This is a genomic window from Algibacter pectinivorans (assembly GCF_900112595.1).
GTDB lineage: Bacteria > Bacteroidota > Bacteroidia > Flavobacteriales > Flavobacteriaceae > Algibacter_B > Algibacter_B pectinivorans.
In genome coordinates, this window is the sequence record NZ_FOMI01000012.1 from 81,528 (window position 1) to 97,138 (window position 15,611).

Sequence of the window (15,611 nt, forward strand, 5' to 3'; positions counted from 1 at the left end):
ATAGCGATTGAAGATAAGAATATTGTAAAAAAGTTATTTTAGTTTTTTTATAAGCCTAAAAGTAATACTTTTGATGGGTATTATATAACTATAATGAATCATTTCAACCAAAATACACTTCAAACTGTTTCTTTTCTAGTAAAAGGAACAACATCTATTTTTGGTACAATTACAAATACTACAACCCTTTGGGGTTACTAGTTATATATATTCCGCACACTTTTTTTGTAATTTTAAAAAATTACAACATCTCAACTATTATTTTTAATTATATAAGACATTAAAACATGAAAGTTTTAAAATTCGGAGGTACTTCGGTAGGCTCTTCAAAAAATATAAATAACGTTATTAACATACTAGTAGATTATAGTAAAACTGATACTATAGCTTGCGTAGTTTCTGCAGTTGGTGGCATTACAGATAAATTACTTTTAGCAGGTAAACAAGCGCAAAATAAAGAGGAAGCCTTTTTAGAAACGTTTGAAGGTATAAAAGAAAGACATTTTAACATTATTAAAGAGCTTAATCCAGACAACCACACTGCCATTTTGGAGTTTGTTGAGGATAAACTTAAAAGCCTAAAAAGTTTATTAGAAGGTATTTATTTAATTAATGAATTATCTCCTAAAACATCAGATAAGCTTGTTAGCTTTGGTGAATTATTATCGTCTTTTATCATTGCAGAAACTATGAAAAATAGAAGTTTATCTGCCGATGTTAAAAATTCACAAGAGCTTATAGTAACAAACTCAAATTTTACTAAAGCCGAGGTTGATTATACTGTTACAAATACTAATATTCGTGAGTATTTTAAATCTGCTAATCAAAAAATAACAATCCTTCCTGGGTTTATTTCTAAATCTAAGCTTGGAGAAATAACAACGCTTGGTCGCGGTGGTTCAGATTTTACGGCAGCTATAATTGCAGCAGCACTACATGTTGAACAATTAGAAATTTGGACCGATGTAAGCGGTATGTTTACAACCAATCCTAAATTAGTAAAACAGGCTTATCCAATCGATAAAATTTCATATCAAGAAGCTATGGAATTATCGCATTTTGGTGCCAAAGTGTTATATCCACCAACGGTTCAACCTGTGTTAAGTTTACAAATTCCTATTCATATAAAAAACACTTTAGAGCCGAATGCTGTAGGAACCATAATTTCTAATGAAGGAACAACATCAAGTTCACCAGTAAAAGGTATAAGTAATATTAGCAATATTGCATTATTAACTTTAGAAGGTACAGGAATGGTTGGCATTCCGGGGTTTTCAAAACGTTTGTTTGAAACATTATCACAAGAAAAAATAAATGTGATTATGATTACTCAAGCCTCTTCAGAACACTCTATTTGCTTAGGAATTGAAGATAAAGAAGCCGCAACTGCAAAAACAGCAATTGATACCGCTTTTGAGAATGAAATTGCTTTAGGCAAGATAGAACCTATTATTGTTGAAACAGGATTATCTATAATTGCCTTAGTTGGTGATAGCATGAAAAACCACCAAGGTATTAGCGGTAAAATGTTTAGTACTTTAGGAAAAAACAATATTAATATTAGAGCCATTGCTCAAGGTGCTTCAGAAAAAAATATAACAGCGGTTATTAACGAAAAAGATGTTAAAAAAGCTTTAAACACTTTACACGAGCAGTTTTTCGAGTCTAAAACAAAACAAATTAATGTCTTTATAACTGGTGTTGGAAATGTTGGCGAACGTTTGGTAGAACAAATTAAACAACAGAAAAAATACTTAAAGGACAATCTTAAAATTAAACTACGTGTTGCTGGATTATCGAATTCTAGACACATGATTTTTAATGAAGATGGAATCGATTTAAAAAATTGGAAAGAGCAATTAGCACAAGGCGAAAAAGCGTCTTTACAAGGCTTTTTTGAAAATACTAAAGCCTTAAATTTACGTAACAGTATTTTTGTTGATGTTACTGCGAATGCAAATGTTGCCGATTTATATGCGCAATATTTAAAAGAGAGTATTGGTATAGTGGCCTGTAATAAAATAGCCTGTTCAAGTGAATTTAAAAATTATAAAAACCTTAAGCAATTATCTTTAAAATATAACGCACCTTTTCTTTTTGAAACTAATGTTGGTGCAGGTTTACCTGTAATAGACACCTTAAATAATTTAATTGCTTCTGGCGATAAAGTAAACTCAATACAAGCGGTATTATCTGGAAGTTTAAACTTTGTATTTAACAACTTTACAGATAAAACTAAGTTTTACGATGTGGTAAAACAAGCGGGAGCAGAAGGCTATACAGAACCAGATCCAAGAATTGATTTAAGCGGTGTAGATGTTGCCCGTAAAATTTTAATTTTGGCTAGAGAAAGTGGTGTTAAAATGAATTTAGAAGACATTGAAAACACATCATTCTTATCGGAAGCTGGATTAAAAAGTGATTCAGTCGATGATTTTTACGATACTTTAATTGCAGACGAAGCGCATTACCAAAGCTTATACGCTTCGGCTAAAGCAAACAACTGCCAATTAAAATATGTAGCCAAGTTCGATAACGGAAAAGCAAGCGTTAGTTTACAGGAAATTCCAGAAGGACACCCATTTTATAATTTAGAAGGAAGTGATAATATTGTTATGTTCTACACAGAACGTTATGCTAAGCAACCTATGATTATTAAAGGTGCCGGGGCAGGTGCAGAAGTTACGGCTTCTGGTTTATTTGCAGACATTATTAGACTAGGAAACGATTAAATAAGTAAGCGGTTTGCTTGATTAGACTTCTGCTTTTGCGGAAATGACAAAAGAACTTTTGAAATGAACGAAATAAAAATATTTTCTCCGGCAACCGTTGCTAATGTAGCATGTGGTTTCGATGTTTTAGGGTTTTGCTTAGATAGTGTTGGCGATGACATGGTGATAAGAAAAACCGATAAAAAAGGCATTCATATTACTAAAATTGAGAATTTCGATTTACCATTTGAGACCGAATTAAACGTTGCTGGTGTATCGGCATTAGCCATGTACAATGCCATTGATGTTGATTTTGGTTTCGAAATTGAAATCTATAAAAACATAAAACCAGGAAGCGGTATTGGAAGTAGCGCTGCAAGTGCTGTTGGTAGCGTATTTGGAATGAATGAACTTATTGGAAGACCATTTAACAAAACGCAATTAACAGAATTTGCCATTAAAGGCGAAGCTTTAGCGAGTAAATGCGAACATGCAGACAACCTCGCTCCTGCTCTTTTTGGAGGTTTTACCTTGGTTAAAAGCATATCGCCTTTACAAATTTTAGAGATCCCTACTCCAAATGATTTGTTTGCTACAATAATACATCCGCAAATAGAAATTAAAACATCGGAGTCTAGAGCGGTATTGCCAAAAGAAGTACCTTTAAGTGATGCTATAGAGCAATGGGCAAACCTAGGAAGTTTAGTACACGCTTTGCATACTAGCGATTATAATTTAATTAGCAACTCGTTAAATGATGTAATTGTAGAACCTTACAGAAGCCAACTAATTCCGCTCTTTAATGACGTTAAACAGGCGGCATTACATGTTGGTGCTCTAGGAGCTGGAATTTCAGGTTCTGGTCCATCCATATTTTCGTTAAGCAAAGGTTTAGAAACAGCAACTAAAGTTAAAGAAGCTATGGCCGCTGTGTATTCCAAAACCGATATTGCTTTTGAAGTACATGTTACTAAAATTAATAATGAAGGCGTTAAGATAATTAGCTGAATGAAAGGTGACGGAAGACAGAAGACTAATGACAGAAGTGCTTATTTTTGTGAATATATAATTGTGGAAAACACATATTAAAAATAGAGATTCTTTATTGAGAACCTAAACGATTTTCAATCCCTAATAATTTGGACTTAGGTTAATCTTTTAATACATGGATAAATTTAAATTTGAGAAACTAATTATTTGGCAAAAAGCAATGGATTTTGGGGAAGTTATAGATCAACTGACTAATACTTTTCCTGAGAAAGAAAAATTCAACTTATCTTCTCAAATATGTCGCGCTTCAGATTCAATAGCATTAAATATATCGGAAGGCTTCATAGGGCAATCAAATCCAGAACAAAAGAAATTTATAGGTTATTCAATACGCTCTTTAGCGGAAGTCGTAACCTGCTTATTTAAATCTAAAAGAAGAAATTATATTTCAGAAGAAGAATTTACAAAATTATATAATGAAGCATACCATCTTATGAAGATGATGAGTGCTTTTAGAAAAAATATTAAATAAAATACGTTTTCATAATCGAAAATATTAACAAACACCCGTCTTCCGTCAAAGGTCTTCGGTCAACTTATTAAAACAATGAATTACTACTCACTAAATCATCAAGCTCCAAACACAACGTTTAAAGATGCGGTTATTAAAGGACTAGCGCCAGATAAAGGCTTATACTTTCCTGAAAGCATAACGCCATTGCCTCAATCGTTTTGGGATAATTTTGATAATTTATCGTATTCTGAAATTGCGTTTGAAGCTATAAAACAGTTTGTATCTCCAGAAATTCCAGAAGACGTTTTAAAAACTATTGTTAGCGAAACATTGTCTTTTGATTTTCCTGTTGTAAAACTAAACGAGAGCATTTCAACTTTAGAGTTATTTCATGGTCCAACCATGGCCTTTAAAGATGTTGGTGCGCGTTTTATGGCGCGTTGTTTAGGCTATTTTAATAAAGATAACACAAACGAAGTTACCGTTTTAGTTGCCACTTCTGGTGATACTGGAGGAGCTGTTGCCAATGGGTTTTTAGGTGTTAAAGGTGTTAATGTGGTTATACTCTACCCTAGCGGAAAAGTGAGCGATATTCAAGAAATGCAGTTAACTACTTTAGGTCAAAATATTAAAGCTTTAGAAGTTAATGGCACGTTCGACGATTGTCAAGCCATGGTAAAAACTGCCTTTTTAGATGAAGCGTTAACAAGCCAAATGCAATTAACCTCTGCCAATTCCATTAATGTAGCACGTTGGCTGCCGCAATTATTTTACTTTATGTTTGCTTATAAACAACTTAAAGCTAGTAATAAAGAGATTGTTTTTTCGGTGCCTAGTGGAAATTTTGGTAATGTATGCGCTGGTATGATGGCACAACAACTAGGTTTACCAATTAAGCATTTTGTAGCCTCTAATAATGCAAACAATGTTGTTACACGTTATTTAATTTCGGAGTTATACGAACCAAAACCATCTGTACAAACAATTAGTAATGCTATGGATGTTGGTGCTCCAAGTAACTTTATTCGTATTCAAGAAATTTATAAAAACCAATTTGAAACCTTAAAAGAAAACGTGTCGTCTTATAGTTTTTCTGATGATGAAACTCGCGAAGCCATGTTAGAAATTTACAATAAGTACAATTATGTTGCCGATCCTCATGGCGCTGTGGGCTATTTAGGTTGTAAATCGCATTTAGAGCAAAATCCGAATGCGCATTGTGTATTTTTAGAAACCGCACATCCTACTAAATTTTTAGATGTAGTTGAAGAAGTAATTAAAGAAGAGCAACCTTTACCAGAGCAAATACAAGCTGTAATGGGCAGAAAAAAAGAAGCGACTTTAATTTCTACCTACGAGGATTTAAAATCATTTCTTTTAAACTAATTGGGAATGACCTTTGATGATTGGATTGGTTTTTTAGGCGTATTCCAAATTCTTTTAGCATACTTGCTAAATGTTTTAGGCAAAATAAATAATAAACATTTAGCTTTTATATTATTAAATCTTGTTGGTGCTTCTATGGCGTGTATAGCCTCAATTTTAATACAATATTGGCCATTTATTATTTTAGAAGGTATTTGGGCTTTAGTGTCACTCTATAGTTTAATAACACTAAAAAAGGCATAATAAACTTATTCTTTACAACACACTTTTACTATCAAAAACTAAGACTTTGCTCCATAAATGTTGGTGCTTATCAACAAACTCTTGGTGTATTTTATGTTTTTGATATATGGCTTCATCTTTTTCATTTGCAAAAATGAGCATTTCGGTAACGGAGTAACTATTTTCAACAACATCTCTTTTCTCGGTTGAAGCTGGAACACCAATATGAATATCGGCCACTTGCTCGATGGTTTTCAATTGTTTTATACCTTCAATAAGTTGTTGCTTGTCTTCTAAAGATTCTGGATTTTCCAGCCAGAAAAAAACATGATGTACTAGTGGTCCCATATATTTTATTAATTATCCAGTAAATTTAATAAAATATATAGTTAGAAAGCTTATTTTATGATACTATGCTTATCGTGCGCTTTTAACAATTCCGCGAAAGCGCTAGCACTTTATATTATTACAAAACAAGAGTAATAATTGATTAGCATCTTGTTTTAAAACTATTGCTATTTCTATAATATTTACTACCTAAAAACGACCCGAAATAAGTATTATTAGTGTATTCTTTAAAGAATTATTTAGTCCAATAATTCTGGGTTATTAAGTATCAATTCTATCTTTTTAATAATAACCGTAATCTGGTCTAATTGCGATTCAATATTTCTAAAAAAGAGGCTAATATCTCTGTTTACCCAACTTTCCGATATAACTCGAGCGCCTAAACTTATTCGTAATACAGCACTTTGCACGCCATTAGTATATTTAACGTTTACAGCCTGCCCAATATGACATTTCTGTGCAGCCAACCTAAAAGTTTCAATAGGAGTGCCTTCAAAATGTTGTGAAATATCGGAGTTTAGCAACTTGTATAGCTTTTTTACCTGATTGACAGTCAAAGGGTCTTCATTTTTAAGAATAAAAAACGGGAATATGGTACGCATATTTCGAATTCCAAACTCTTTGTTATTATAGGTGTTGGCACGCGTTACAGTACTGTAAACTGGCTGTAAAAACGGAGCGTCGTTTATCGAGTCTTCAACAAAATTGCAAAACATTTCAATACCCATATTTCTATACAGTACTGGTGTTTTAAAATAACGTTCCATTTCTACTATGGCTGCATTCCATCGCATGTAAGAGCCATAATTAAAACCATCGGATAAATCTTTAGAACAAAACCAAGATGTTGGCCAATCGGAAGCATTAAAATATTGCACTAAGCCTTTTGGCAATTTACTTTTTACACAATCGATTAGTTTACTAACACGTTCCGGAAAAATTAAGGCTCCTGAATAAGGAGGGCCTGTAAAGAACTTACTTCCTGTAATACTAACAATATATCCGTTTTTTAAATAATTTTGAATATCAGATGGATCTAATCGTAATTGTGCGGCATCAATAATAACTTGCATGGATAAATCCTTTATGCTATATAACTCTTGCATCATTTCTTTACTTGGCGATTGATAACCTAGTTTTGAATGATCCATGACATGTAACACCACATGACGACCTAATTTATTAGTATCTGATATAGCTGTAAAAACTTCTTTATCTAAAGCTTCAGTAGATTTTAATTGTCCTTTGTCATCTCTAAATGGAATTTTAATTAAATCGACATCCCTAAAGCCTTGCATTTGTTCGCCTTTGGTAATAGGAAAATTTAAGGCCGTATTATTTTCAAAATGACATCCTTTTAATGCTGCTGGCACACCACTACCCGTCTCGTCTGATGCTACCAAAACATGGGTAATTTCCTTATCGGTAATAATTTGGGTAATGGCCGCTATTTGTAAAGATGAATCTGTTCCCGAAGGCGAAAAAATAATTTCGCAAGCTTCGTTTAGTTTAAATATTTTTCTAAGATTGGTTTTTAGTAACTCCGAAAAATCTGTAGTACTAGTTTCAAATCCATTTTTAAGACTGTTTTTAATTAAAATACTTCTTGTTTTATCGGTTTTATCGAATGCAAAATTAGAAACACTCGTTGCTGTAGACGATGCAAATGTAAAGGCATCTGGTCTTGGAAACGGACGACAGCCATATTTGTTTAACAATTCAACTTCGTCTATATTTAATCTAAAATCGCCACCTGCCATTAATAAATACTCGGTTGGTTTTGCTAAATTATCAACAATAGGTTTCCAAGATTCTTTAAATTCTTTATTACCACTTGTTAACCCATGAAATGCTTGTAAATCTTTACTCTTCAGTAAAAAATCAACATCAATAGTACTATCGTTTTTAATTAAATTGATTAGAAAATAATCAAGGTTTTTTAGTTTTTCTTTATCTTCTTTAGGCAATAGTTGGTAAAAAATGCGAGTAACTTCAAAGGCTGCCACGTCGCATAAGGCCATATCGTCTTTTTTATTTTCTAGGGCCTTATACCAAAGTTGCCATTCTATACCATACCTTAAATATACCAAGGCTAAAACAGGATTTCTTAAATATAACTCCCCTATTATAATAGATTTATTAGGTACAATTTTAAAAACATTTGGGACACTAGTAGAGGTTATAATTTGAATGTTATTTATTTTAGGTACCGTATTAAACCTTTTTAATACATGCACTAGGTAATTAACATTTTCTTTTTCAAACAAAGATGTTCTTTTGTATTGATTCTCAATTAGTATATTATTCGTCATAAGCCCTTTTATTTAAAACTTTCTAAGTGTTTAGATTGCTCTAAAAACCAATCTGTAGCTTAGGGATAATTATAAATCTATTTGTTACAATTTAATAATTAAACCTTTAAAAAGTAGAAAGAATTTAAATTTTTTAAAACGCACGAAAATAAGCTACTTAAAATAAAAGTTTCTAAAATATTTCCTAAAGTTTATTTATAATTTAAGTTAACAAATATGGTAACTCTATTTACAAGAAATAAAACAAAGCTTGTTAACTTTAACAAACCTTTTTATCCTTCCGCGAAAGCGTTAATATAAATTTTCAATACATTTGTTTTTGATATATATTAATGAGATTCCCTCCTTCGAGGGAAGTATAAATACTTGTTTTCAATGAAAAACACAGCCTTAACAGAAACTCACAAAGCTCTAGGAGCCAAAATAGTCCCTTTTGCAGGGTACAATATGCCTGTACAATATGAAGGTGTAAATGCCGAACACGAAACCGTACGTAATAGTGTTGGCGTGTTTGATGTATCGCACATGGGTGAGTTTTTAATTGAAGGCGAGCACGCTCTAGATTTAATACAAAAAATTTCTAGCAATGATGCTTCTAAATTAACTATTGGTAAAGCACAATACAGCTGCATGCCTAATGAAGATGGTGGTATTGTTGACGATTTAATTATTTACAAAATTAAAGACGATGCCTATTTACTGGTTGTAAATGCAAGTAATATAGAAAAGGATTGGAATTGGATTCGATCTAAAAACGAAATGGGTGCAACCATGCGCGATTTAAGTGAAGATTACTCTTTACTTGCAATTCAAGGTCCTAAAGCCGTTGAAGCCATGCAAAGCCTTACGAGTCATGATTTATCTGCTATTAAGTTTTATAATTTTATAGTTGGTGACTTTGCGGGTATTGAGCATGTTATCATTTCGGCAACAGGTTATACTGGTAGTGGTGGTTTTGAAATTTATTGTAAAAATAATGAGGTAAAAGAGGTTTGGGATAAGGTTTTAGAAGCAGGTGCCGATTTTGGTATAAAACCTATTGGACTTGCGGCACGCGATACGCTGCGCTTAGAAATGGGGTATTGTCTTTACGGAAATGATATTGATGATACCACCTCGCCTATTGAAGCAGGTTTAGGGTGGATTACTAAATTCACCAAAAAATTTACAAACTCTGAAGCTTTAAAAGCAGAAAAAGAAAAAGGCCCAAAACGTAAACTTATCGCATTTCAATTAGAAGAACGTGGCATACCACGCCAAGGGTACGATATTGTTGATGGCCAAGGCAAAACTATTGGTGTTGTAACTTCAGGAACCATGAGTCCGTCCTTAGGAAAAGGCATTGGCTTAGGTTATGTACCTACTATTTTTGCCGATGTTAATAGCAAAATAAATATACAAATACGTAAAAACGCTGTTCCTGCTACGGTTGTTAAATTGCCGTTCTACAAATAAATATATGACAGATTTTCAAGCCGTTTTAAACAGCATTTATCAGGATGCCATTCATGCTACCGATAAAGGTGTTGTAGCCTCGTACATTCCAGAATTAGCGCACGTAAATAAAGATAATTTTGCAATCCAACTACGTACAGCTACGGGTAAAACTTTTGGAGTTGGAGATTATAATACACCTTTCTCCATACAAAGTATATCGAAAGTTTTAGCTTTATCCAAAGCCATGTCACTTATTGGTGAAGATATCTGGAAACGTGTTGATGTAGAACCATCTGGACACCCGTTTAACCAATTGGCATTATTAGAAATTGAAAATGGTATTCCTAGAAATCCGTTTATAAATTCTGGTGCTATTGTAATTGCAGATATCTTGGTGTCTCATTTAAAAAACCCAAAAGAAGATTTTTTAAATTATGTACGCGAACTTGCTGGCGATACTAACATTAATTATAATATTGATGTAGCCAAATCGGAGCAATCTACAGGGTTTAAAAATTTTGCAGCCGCCAATCTTTTAAAATCATTCAAAAATTTAAATAACCCGGTCCATGTTGTATTAGATTTCTATTTCTATCAATGCGCTATAGAAATGACATGTAGCCAATTATCAGACACTTTTTACCTCTTTGCCAATAATGGTAAATGCTTGCAGAATAAGCTCCATATTACCGATAGGCAAGTAAAACGTGTAAATGCTTTAATGCTTACATGTGGATTTTACGACGAAGCTGGAGAGTTTGCTTTCGAGGTTGGTTTACCCGGAAAAAGTGGTGTTGGTGGTGGTATTGTTGCACTTTTACCAGACCACTTTGTAATTACAACATGGTCGCCTGGTCTTAATAAAAAAGGAAACTCTAAATTAGGCATGCAAGCTCTAGAGCAATTTACGACTAAAACTAAGCAGTCCATTTTTTAGTACATCTTCATTGGTGAAATTTGATACATGATAAAGCGAGAAGGTAAACATAGAATACTAATAATAGGCGGAAGCGGCTTTTTAGGAAACTCTATTTACAAAGAGCTCTACCCCTATTTTAGAACTTTTGGCACCTATAATACTGCAAATAATCCATTTGAAAAAAACCATCAATTTTTTCAATACAATATTGAAGAAGACGACATTTACGAAATACTCGACATTGTAAAACCTACTATTATTATTTCGGCTTTACGTGGCGATTTTTCAAAGCAAGTATTAATGCATCAACATCTTGCAGAATATGTAATAATTCATGGTGTAAAAATTATTTTTATTTCATCTGCCAACGTTTTCGATGCTTATATAAAATACCCAAGTTTCGAATACGATAAAACATACAGTAATAGCGTTTATGGGCATTTCAAAATAAAAATTGAAAACATGCTATTGCGCTTACCTAAAAAACAAGTCGTTATTTTAAGGTTACCTATGGTATTTGGGGCACATTCTCCTAGAGTGCAAGACATTATTAAGCTTACCAACGAAAAGGAACCTATTGAGGTTTTTCCTAATTTAATAATAAATGTTACTACGGCATCGAAAATCACACAACAAATTCATTATATCATTAACCGAAATAAATTTGGTATTTACCATCCAGGAAGTAACGATTTGGTACATCATGAAGATTTTATAAAAGAAATAGTAAAATCTTTAGAACTCCTTAGCCAACCTATTTACAAAAGGGTTTATACCACAAATGATGATAGGTATTTAGCTGTTTTACCCAAATTCAACACGCTACCAAAACATTTACAAATTAAGAGTGACGATATTCTAACAGATTTAAAAATATAGTTTATTTTTAATACGAATTACTAAAACCATAAGTATGAATAAACTATCAGACGATGATATAGAGAAAAAATTACTTCGATTTCCAGATTGGGAATACTACGAAAATGCCTTACACGGCGAATTCGAATTCGAAAACTTTAAAGATTGCTTTAGCGCTATGAGCCGCATTGCTTTTGAGTGCGAAGCTTTAAACCATCATCCCAACTGGAGCAACACATATAATGTACTTACCATATCATTATCAACTCACGATGCCGATGGTGTTACTAATAAAGACTTTTTATTAGCCGAAGCCATAGAGAACATTGTAGAACCAGATGAGGAATAAAGTAACTAGCCCTTTTAAAGGCTAGCTAGTAAATTAAACTTTATAAAAATTTAAACGAGTTCAATTAGTAGATTTTTTTAAATTTGCTACATTGAAAATTTTAAATGAATTTAAATAGTTCTGATTCGTCGGAAATAAAAAATAACTTATATAATTATGGGAAGAGCTTTCGAGTTTAGAAAAGCAAGGAAAATGAAACGTTGGTCTGCTATGAGCAAAGCCTTTACACGTATTGGTAAAGACATTGTAATGGCTGTAAAGGAGGGTGGCCCAGATCCGGATAGTAACTCGCGTTTAAGAGCTGTTATACAGAATGCAAAATCTGTAAACATGCCAAAAGACAACGTTGAGCGCGCCATAAAAAAAGCAAGTGAAAAAGGTCAAGGTGATTATAAAGAGGTTATTTTTGAAGGCTATGCACCACATGGTATTGCAATTTTAGTTGAAACAGCCACCGATAATAATACAAGAACCGTTGCCAATGTGCGTAGTTATTTTAATAAATGCGATGGTAGTTTAGGAACTTCGGGCTCAGTGGTATTTATGTTCGACCATACTTGTAATTTCCGAATTAATGCCGAAGGATTAGACCCTGAAGAATTAGAACTAGAATTTATAGATTTTGGTGCCGAAGAGGTTTTTGCAGACGACGATGGCATATTAATATATGCACCTTTTGAAAGTTTTGGAGCTATTCAAGCAGAATTAGAATCTAGAGAGATTGAAATATTATCTTCTGGGTTTGAGCGCATACCGCAAGTCACAAAACCATTAAATGCAGAACAAGCAGCAGATGTTGAGAAACTGCTAGAAAAACTTGAAGAAGATGACGATGTACAAAATGTATATCACACCATGGAAGAAACAACAGAGTAAAACAAATTATATATTAATTAAAAAGAGAACTAAACGGTTCTCTTTTTTTAATTTCTAAACTATTAAATTATGAATTGGGGATTTATAGGATGCGGTAGCGTAACCGAGGTTAAAAGCGGACCAGCATATCAACAAACAAAAGATTTTAATGTAGTTGCTGTTATGCGCCGCAACGAAGAAAAATTATTGGACTATGCTAAACGACATAACATACCAACCACGTATACCGATGCCGATACTTTAATTAACGACCCCAATGTAGATGCCGTGTATATTGCCACACCACCAGATACTCATAAACTCTATGCCCTAAAAATAGCCGCTGCCGGCAAACCTTGCTGTATAGAGAAACCGTTAGCACCTAGTTATGCAGATAGTTTAGAGATACAAAAGGCATTTCAAGAAAAAAACATACCCTTGTTTGTTGCTTATTACAGACGTTCACTACCCCGATTTTTAAAAGTTAAGGAATGGCTAGATAACCAACGTATTGGCGAGGTAAGACATATAAACTCACATTTAAGCAAACCTGCAAGCGAACTAGACACCTCAAAAGATTATAACTGGCGAACAGATAGCAACATTGCACCTGCAGGCTATTTTGATGATTTAGCAAGCCATGGTTTAGATTTATTTACCTTCTTTTTAGGCCAAATTAATAATGCCACAGGCTTTAGTTTAAACCAACAAGGCTTATACTCTGCAAAAGATGCCGTTACAGCGTCGTGGCTGCACGACAATGGTATTACAGGTTCGGGAACATGGAATTTTGGATGCCATCAACATTTAGACCTAGTAACTATTTATGGTAGCAAAGGCACAATCAAGTTTTCAGTATTTCATGAAAACCCTATTTACTTAGAAACAGATACACTAAAGGAAGAACTTTTTATAGATAACCCAAAACACATCCAAAAATATCATGTCGAGAATATGCAAAACTATTTTAAAGACCATGATAAAGCCCATCCTTCAACAGGGCAAACAGCCTTACATACCAGTTGGATTATGGATAAAATTTTAGGTGCTATTTAATATTTAACCAACCAATTTTAATGTCATTTTTAGATAAAAATATTTTATAAAAATATTTTTATTAATTGTAAAACATATTCTAAAAAAGAATAATTTTACTTAAAATCCACATGGGTTTGTTTTACTAAAAATGAACAAATATATTGTTGTAAATCAGACAGATAAATGGAGCTTTTCCATTGAAAATATTAAAGTAATTTCATCACAAGATTACCTTACTAATCCTGATTTTTCAAAAATTAAAAAAGCAAGAATCTTTAATCTCTGTAAAGATTACTCCTACCAATCTAAGGGCTATTACGTATCGCTTTTAGCGGAAGCTCGCGGACATTCAGCCATACCTACAGTTAAAAACATTGTAGATTTAAAAACCATTAAATTGGTTAGAATGGTGTCTGATGAGTTTGAAGAAACAATTCAAAAAAGTTTAAAAGGCATAAAGTCTCAAGAGTTTACCTTAAGTATTTACTTTGGGCAAAACGTAGCTAAAAAGTATAAGGAATTAAGCGGCTTATTTTACAAGCATTTTCAAGTGCCCTTTTTAAGAGTGAAGTTTAATTATACTACCAAATGGAACATTCAAAGTATTAAAGCCATTTCAGAATCGCAAATACCCGAAGAGCATATGGAAAGTGTTCATGAATTTGCTAATCAATTCTTTTCTAAAAAACGCTACGATACACCAAAAGTAATCAATTCAGATTTCGATTTAGCCATTTTAGTAGACCCTAATGATCCTGCGCCACCAAGCAATCCTAAGGCTATTAAAAAGTTTATAGATATTGCTGAAAAAATGAATATTTATGCCGAAGTTATTGAGCCTAAAGATTTATCGCGCCTAACTTCTTTTGATGCCTTATTTATAAGGCAAAGCACCGATGTAAATAATGAAGCCTATGCCTTTGCCCGAAAAGCACAACAGTTAGGCATTGCTATTGTAGATTACCCCGATGCTATTTTAAAATGCTGCAATAAGGTGTATATGGCCGAAGCTTTACAAAATGCAAATATTGCTACGCCTAAAACTATAATAGTACACAAAGATAATAGAGATGCTATTTTAGAACACACGGGCTTACCTTGTGTTTTAAAAGCACCCGATTCTACATTCTCGTTTGGTGTAAAAAAAGCAAAAAACGAAGCCGAATATAATACGTTGGTAAACAACATGCTTAAGGAATCCGATTTGATTATAGCACAAGAATTTTGCCCTTCTACCTACGATTGGCGTATTGGTATTATAGACGACAAACCCTTTTTTGCTTGTAAATACTATATGGCCAAAGGGCATTGGCAAATTTATAATTGGAATGCTAAGAAAAAAAACGAGCAAGATGGCGATGCCGATTGTTTACCCATAGAAAAAGTGCCTAAAAACATCTTGAACATGGCTATAAAATCGGCTAAACTTATGGGTAAAGGGCTTTACGGTATAGATATAAAAGTCGTTAATAAAAAACCTATGGTTATAGAAATTAATGATAACCCTAATATAGATTTTGGTGTAGAAGACGAATATTATGGCGACAACGTATATATTGAAGTTTTAAATGCCCTAAAAAAGCGATTAGAATAAAACACGTTATAAGCGGGCAAAAACAAACACTAGCTCCACAAAACACACGCGAGATAAATCTCGAAATTATAAAATTTT

The 15,611-nt window shown here is 33.1% G+C and carries 14 protein-coding genes; 12 read left to right on the forward strand and 2 right to left on the reverse strand.

Going from position 1 to position 15,611, the window contains the following annotated elements; genetic code table 11:
- The first annotated feature begins 287 nt into the window (after positions 1-287).
- From thrA to BMY96_RS15125, 5 genes are all read left to right on the forward strand, one after another.
- Positions 288-2,732: a bifunctional aspartate kinase/homoserine dehydrogenase I gene (gene thrA / locus BMY96_RS15105; RefSeq protein ID WP_092853701.1), complete on the forward strand. Its 2,445-nt coding sequence runs from the start codon at positions 288-290 to the stop codon at positions 2,730-2,732.
- Positions 2,733-2,795: 63 nt separating this feature from the next.
- On the forward strand, positions 2,796-3,719 hold the full coding sequence (locus BMY96_RS15110) for a homoserine kinase (RefSeq protein ID WP_092853704.1): 924 nt from the start codon (positions 2,796-2,798) through the stop codon (positions 3,717-3,719).
- Between the two features lie 157 nt (positions 3,720-3,876).
- The gene (locus BMY96_RS15115) at positions 3,877-4,233 is read left to right on the forward strand and encodes a four helix bundle protein (protein WP_092853706.1); all 357 of its coding nucleotides are present in this window, start codon (positions 3,877-3,879) and stop codon (positions 4,231-4,233) included.
- Positions 4,234-4,308: 75 nt separating this feature from the next.
- Positions 4,309-5,601 carry a threonine synthase gene (gene thrC, locus BMY96_RS15120; RefSeq protein ID WP_092853708.1) on the forward strand — a complete coding sequence of 431 codons (1,293 nt, stop codon included), beginning with the start codon at positions 4,309-4,311 and terminating at the stop codon, positions 5,599-5,601.
- A gap of 6 nt (positions 5,602-5,607) precedes the next feature.
- Complete coding sequence (locus tag BMY96_RS15125) at positions 5,608-5,844, forward strand: CBU_0592 family membrane protein (RefSeq protein ID WP_092853710.1); 237 nt, start codon at positions 5,608-5,610, stop codon at positions 5,842-5,844.
- 12 nt (positions 5,845-5,856) lie between these two features.
- On the opposite strand, the gene BMY96_RS15130 is transcribed toward BMY96_RS15125, so the two are convergent.
- Positions 5,857-6,171 carry a Dabb family protein gene (locus tag BMY96_RS15130; protein WP_092853712.1) on the reverse strand — a complete coding sequence of 105 codons (315 nt, stop codon included), beginning with the start codon at positions 6,169-6,171 and terminating at the stop codon, positions 5,857-5,859.
- Between the two features lie 239 nt (positions 6,172-6,410).
- Positions 6,411-8,483: a hypothetical protein gene (locus tag BMY96_RS15135; protein WP_092853714.1), complete on the reverse strand. Its 2,073-nt coding sequence runs from the start codon at positions 8,481-8,483 to the stop codon at positions 6,411-6,413.
- Between the two features lie 375 nt (positions 8,484-8,858).
- On the opposite strand from BMY96_RS15135, the gene gcvT reads away from it, so the two are divergent.
- The 7 genes from gcvT (at position 8,859) to BMY96_RS15170 (ending at position 15,533) form a co-directional block, all read left to right on the forward strand.
- Positions 8,859-9,938 carry a glycine cleavage system aminomethyltransferase GcvT gene (gene gcvT / locus BMY96_RS15140; protein WP_092853716.1) on the forward strand — a complete coding sequence of 360 codons (1,080 nt, stop codon included), beginning with the start codon at positions 8,859-8,861 and terminating at the stop codon, positions 9,936-9,938.
- Between the two features lie 4 nt (positions 9,939-9,942).
- The gene (locus BMY96_RS15145) at positions 9,943-10,857 is read left to right on the forward strand and encodes a glutaminase (protein WP_092853718.1); all 915 of its coding nucleotides are present in this window, start codon (positions 9,943-9,945) and stop codon (positions 10,855-10,857) included.
- A 27-nt stretch (positions 10,858-10,884) separates the two neighbouring features.
- Entirely contained in the window at positions 10,885-11,718 is an 834-nt protein-coding gene (locus tag BMY96_RS15150) for a sugar nucleotide-binding protein (RefSeq protein ID WP_092853720.1), read from the forward strand.
- A 34-nt stretch (positions 11,719-11,752) separates the two neighbouring features.
- Entirely contained in the window at positions 11,753-12,046 is a 294-nt protein-coding gene (locus tag BMY96_RS15155; protein ID WP_092853722.1) for a 4a-hydroxytetrahydrobiopterin dehydratase, read from the forward strand.
- 156 nt (positions 12,047-12,202) lie between these two features.
- Positions 12,203-12,922: a YebC/PmpR family DNA-binding transcriptional regulator gene (locus BMY96_RS15160; protein WP_092853724.1), complete on the forward strand. Its 720-nt coding sequence runs from the start codon at positions 12,203-12,205 to the stop codon at positions 12,920-12,922.
- A gap of 69 nt (positions 12,923-12,991) precedes the next feature.
- Entirely contained in the window at positions 12,992-13,957 is a 966-nt protein-coding gene (locus BMY96_RS15165; protein ID WP_092853726.1) for a Gfo/Idh/MocA family protein, read from the forward strand.
- 130 nt (positions 13,958-14,087) lie between these two features.
- Complete coding sequence (locus tag BMY96_RS15170; RefSeq protein ID WP_092853728.1) at positions 14,088-15,533, forward strand: RimK family ATP-grasp domain-containing protein; 1,446 nt, start codon at positions 14,088-14,090, stop codon at positions 15,531-15,533.
- Positions 15,534-15,611: the final 78 nt, after the last annotated feature.

Bases quoted from the DNA above. Each gene is read 5' to 3' on its own strand.
- thrA (WP_092853701.1), top strand. From the start codon at position 288: ATGAAAGTTTTAAAATTCGGAGGTACTTCGGTAGGCTCTTCAAAAAAT.
- BMY96_RS15110 (WP_092853704.1), top strand. From the start codon at position 2,796: ATGAACGAAATAAAAATATTTTCTCCGGCAACCGTTGCTAATGTAGCA.
- BMY96_RS15115 (WP_092853706.1), top strand. From the start codon at position 3,877: ATGGATAAATTTAAATTTGAGAAACTAATTATTTGGCAAAAAGCAATG.
- thrC (WP_092853708.1), top strand. From the start codon at position 4,309: ATGAATTACTACTCACTAAATCATCAAGCTCCAAACACAACGTTTAAA.
- BMY96_RS15125 (WP_092853710.1), top strand. From the start codon at position 5,608: ATGACCTTTGATGATTGGATTGGTTTTTTAGGCGTATTCCAAATTCTT.
- BMY96_RS15130 (WP_092853712.1), bottom strand. From the start codon at position 6,171: ATGGGACCACTAGTACATCATGTTTTTTTCTGGCTGGAAAATCCAGAA.
- BMY96_RS15135 (WP_092853714.1), bottom strand. From the start codon at position 8,483: ATGACGAATAATATACTAATTGAGAATCAATACAAAAGAACATCTTTG.
- gcvT (WP_092853716.1), top strand. From the start codon at position 8,859: ATGAAAAACACAGCCTTAACAGAAACTCACAAAGCTCTAGGAGCCAAA.
- BMY96_RS15145 (WP_092853718.1), top strand. From the start codon at position 9,943: ATGACAGATTTTCAAGCCGTTTTAAACAGCATTTATCAGGATGCCATT.
- BMY96_RS15150 (WP_092853720.1), top strand. From the start codon at position 10,885: ATGATAAAGCGAGAAGGTAAACATAGAATACTAATAATAGGCGGAAGC.
- BMY96_RS15155 (WP_092853722.1), top strand. From the start codon at position 11,753: ATGAATAAACTATCAGACGATGATATAGAGAAAAAATTACTTCGATTT.
- BMY96_RS15160 (WP_092853724.1), top strand. From the start codon at position 12,203: ATGGGAAGAGCTTTCGAGTTTAGAAAAGCAAGGAAAATGAAACGTTGG.
- BMY96_RS15165 (WP_092853726.1), top strand. From the start codon at position 12,992: ATGAATTGGGGATTTATAGGATGCGGTAGCGTAACCGAGGTTAAAAGC.
- BMY96_RS15170 (WP_092853728.1), top strand. From the start codon at position 14,088: ATGAACAAATATATTGTTGTAAATCAGACAGATAAATGGAGCTTTTCC.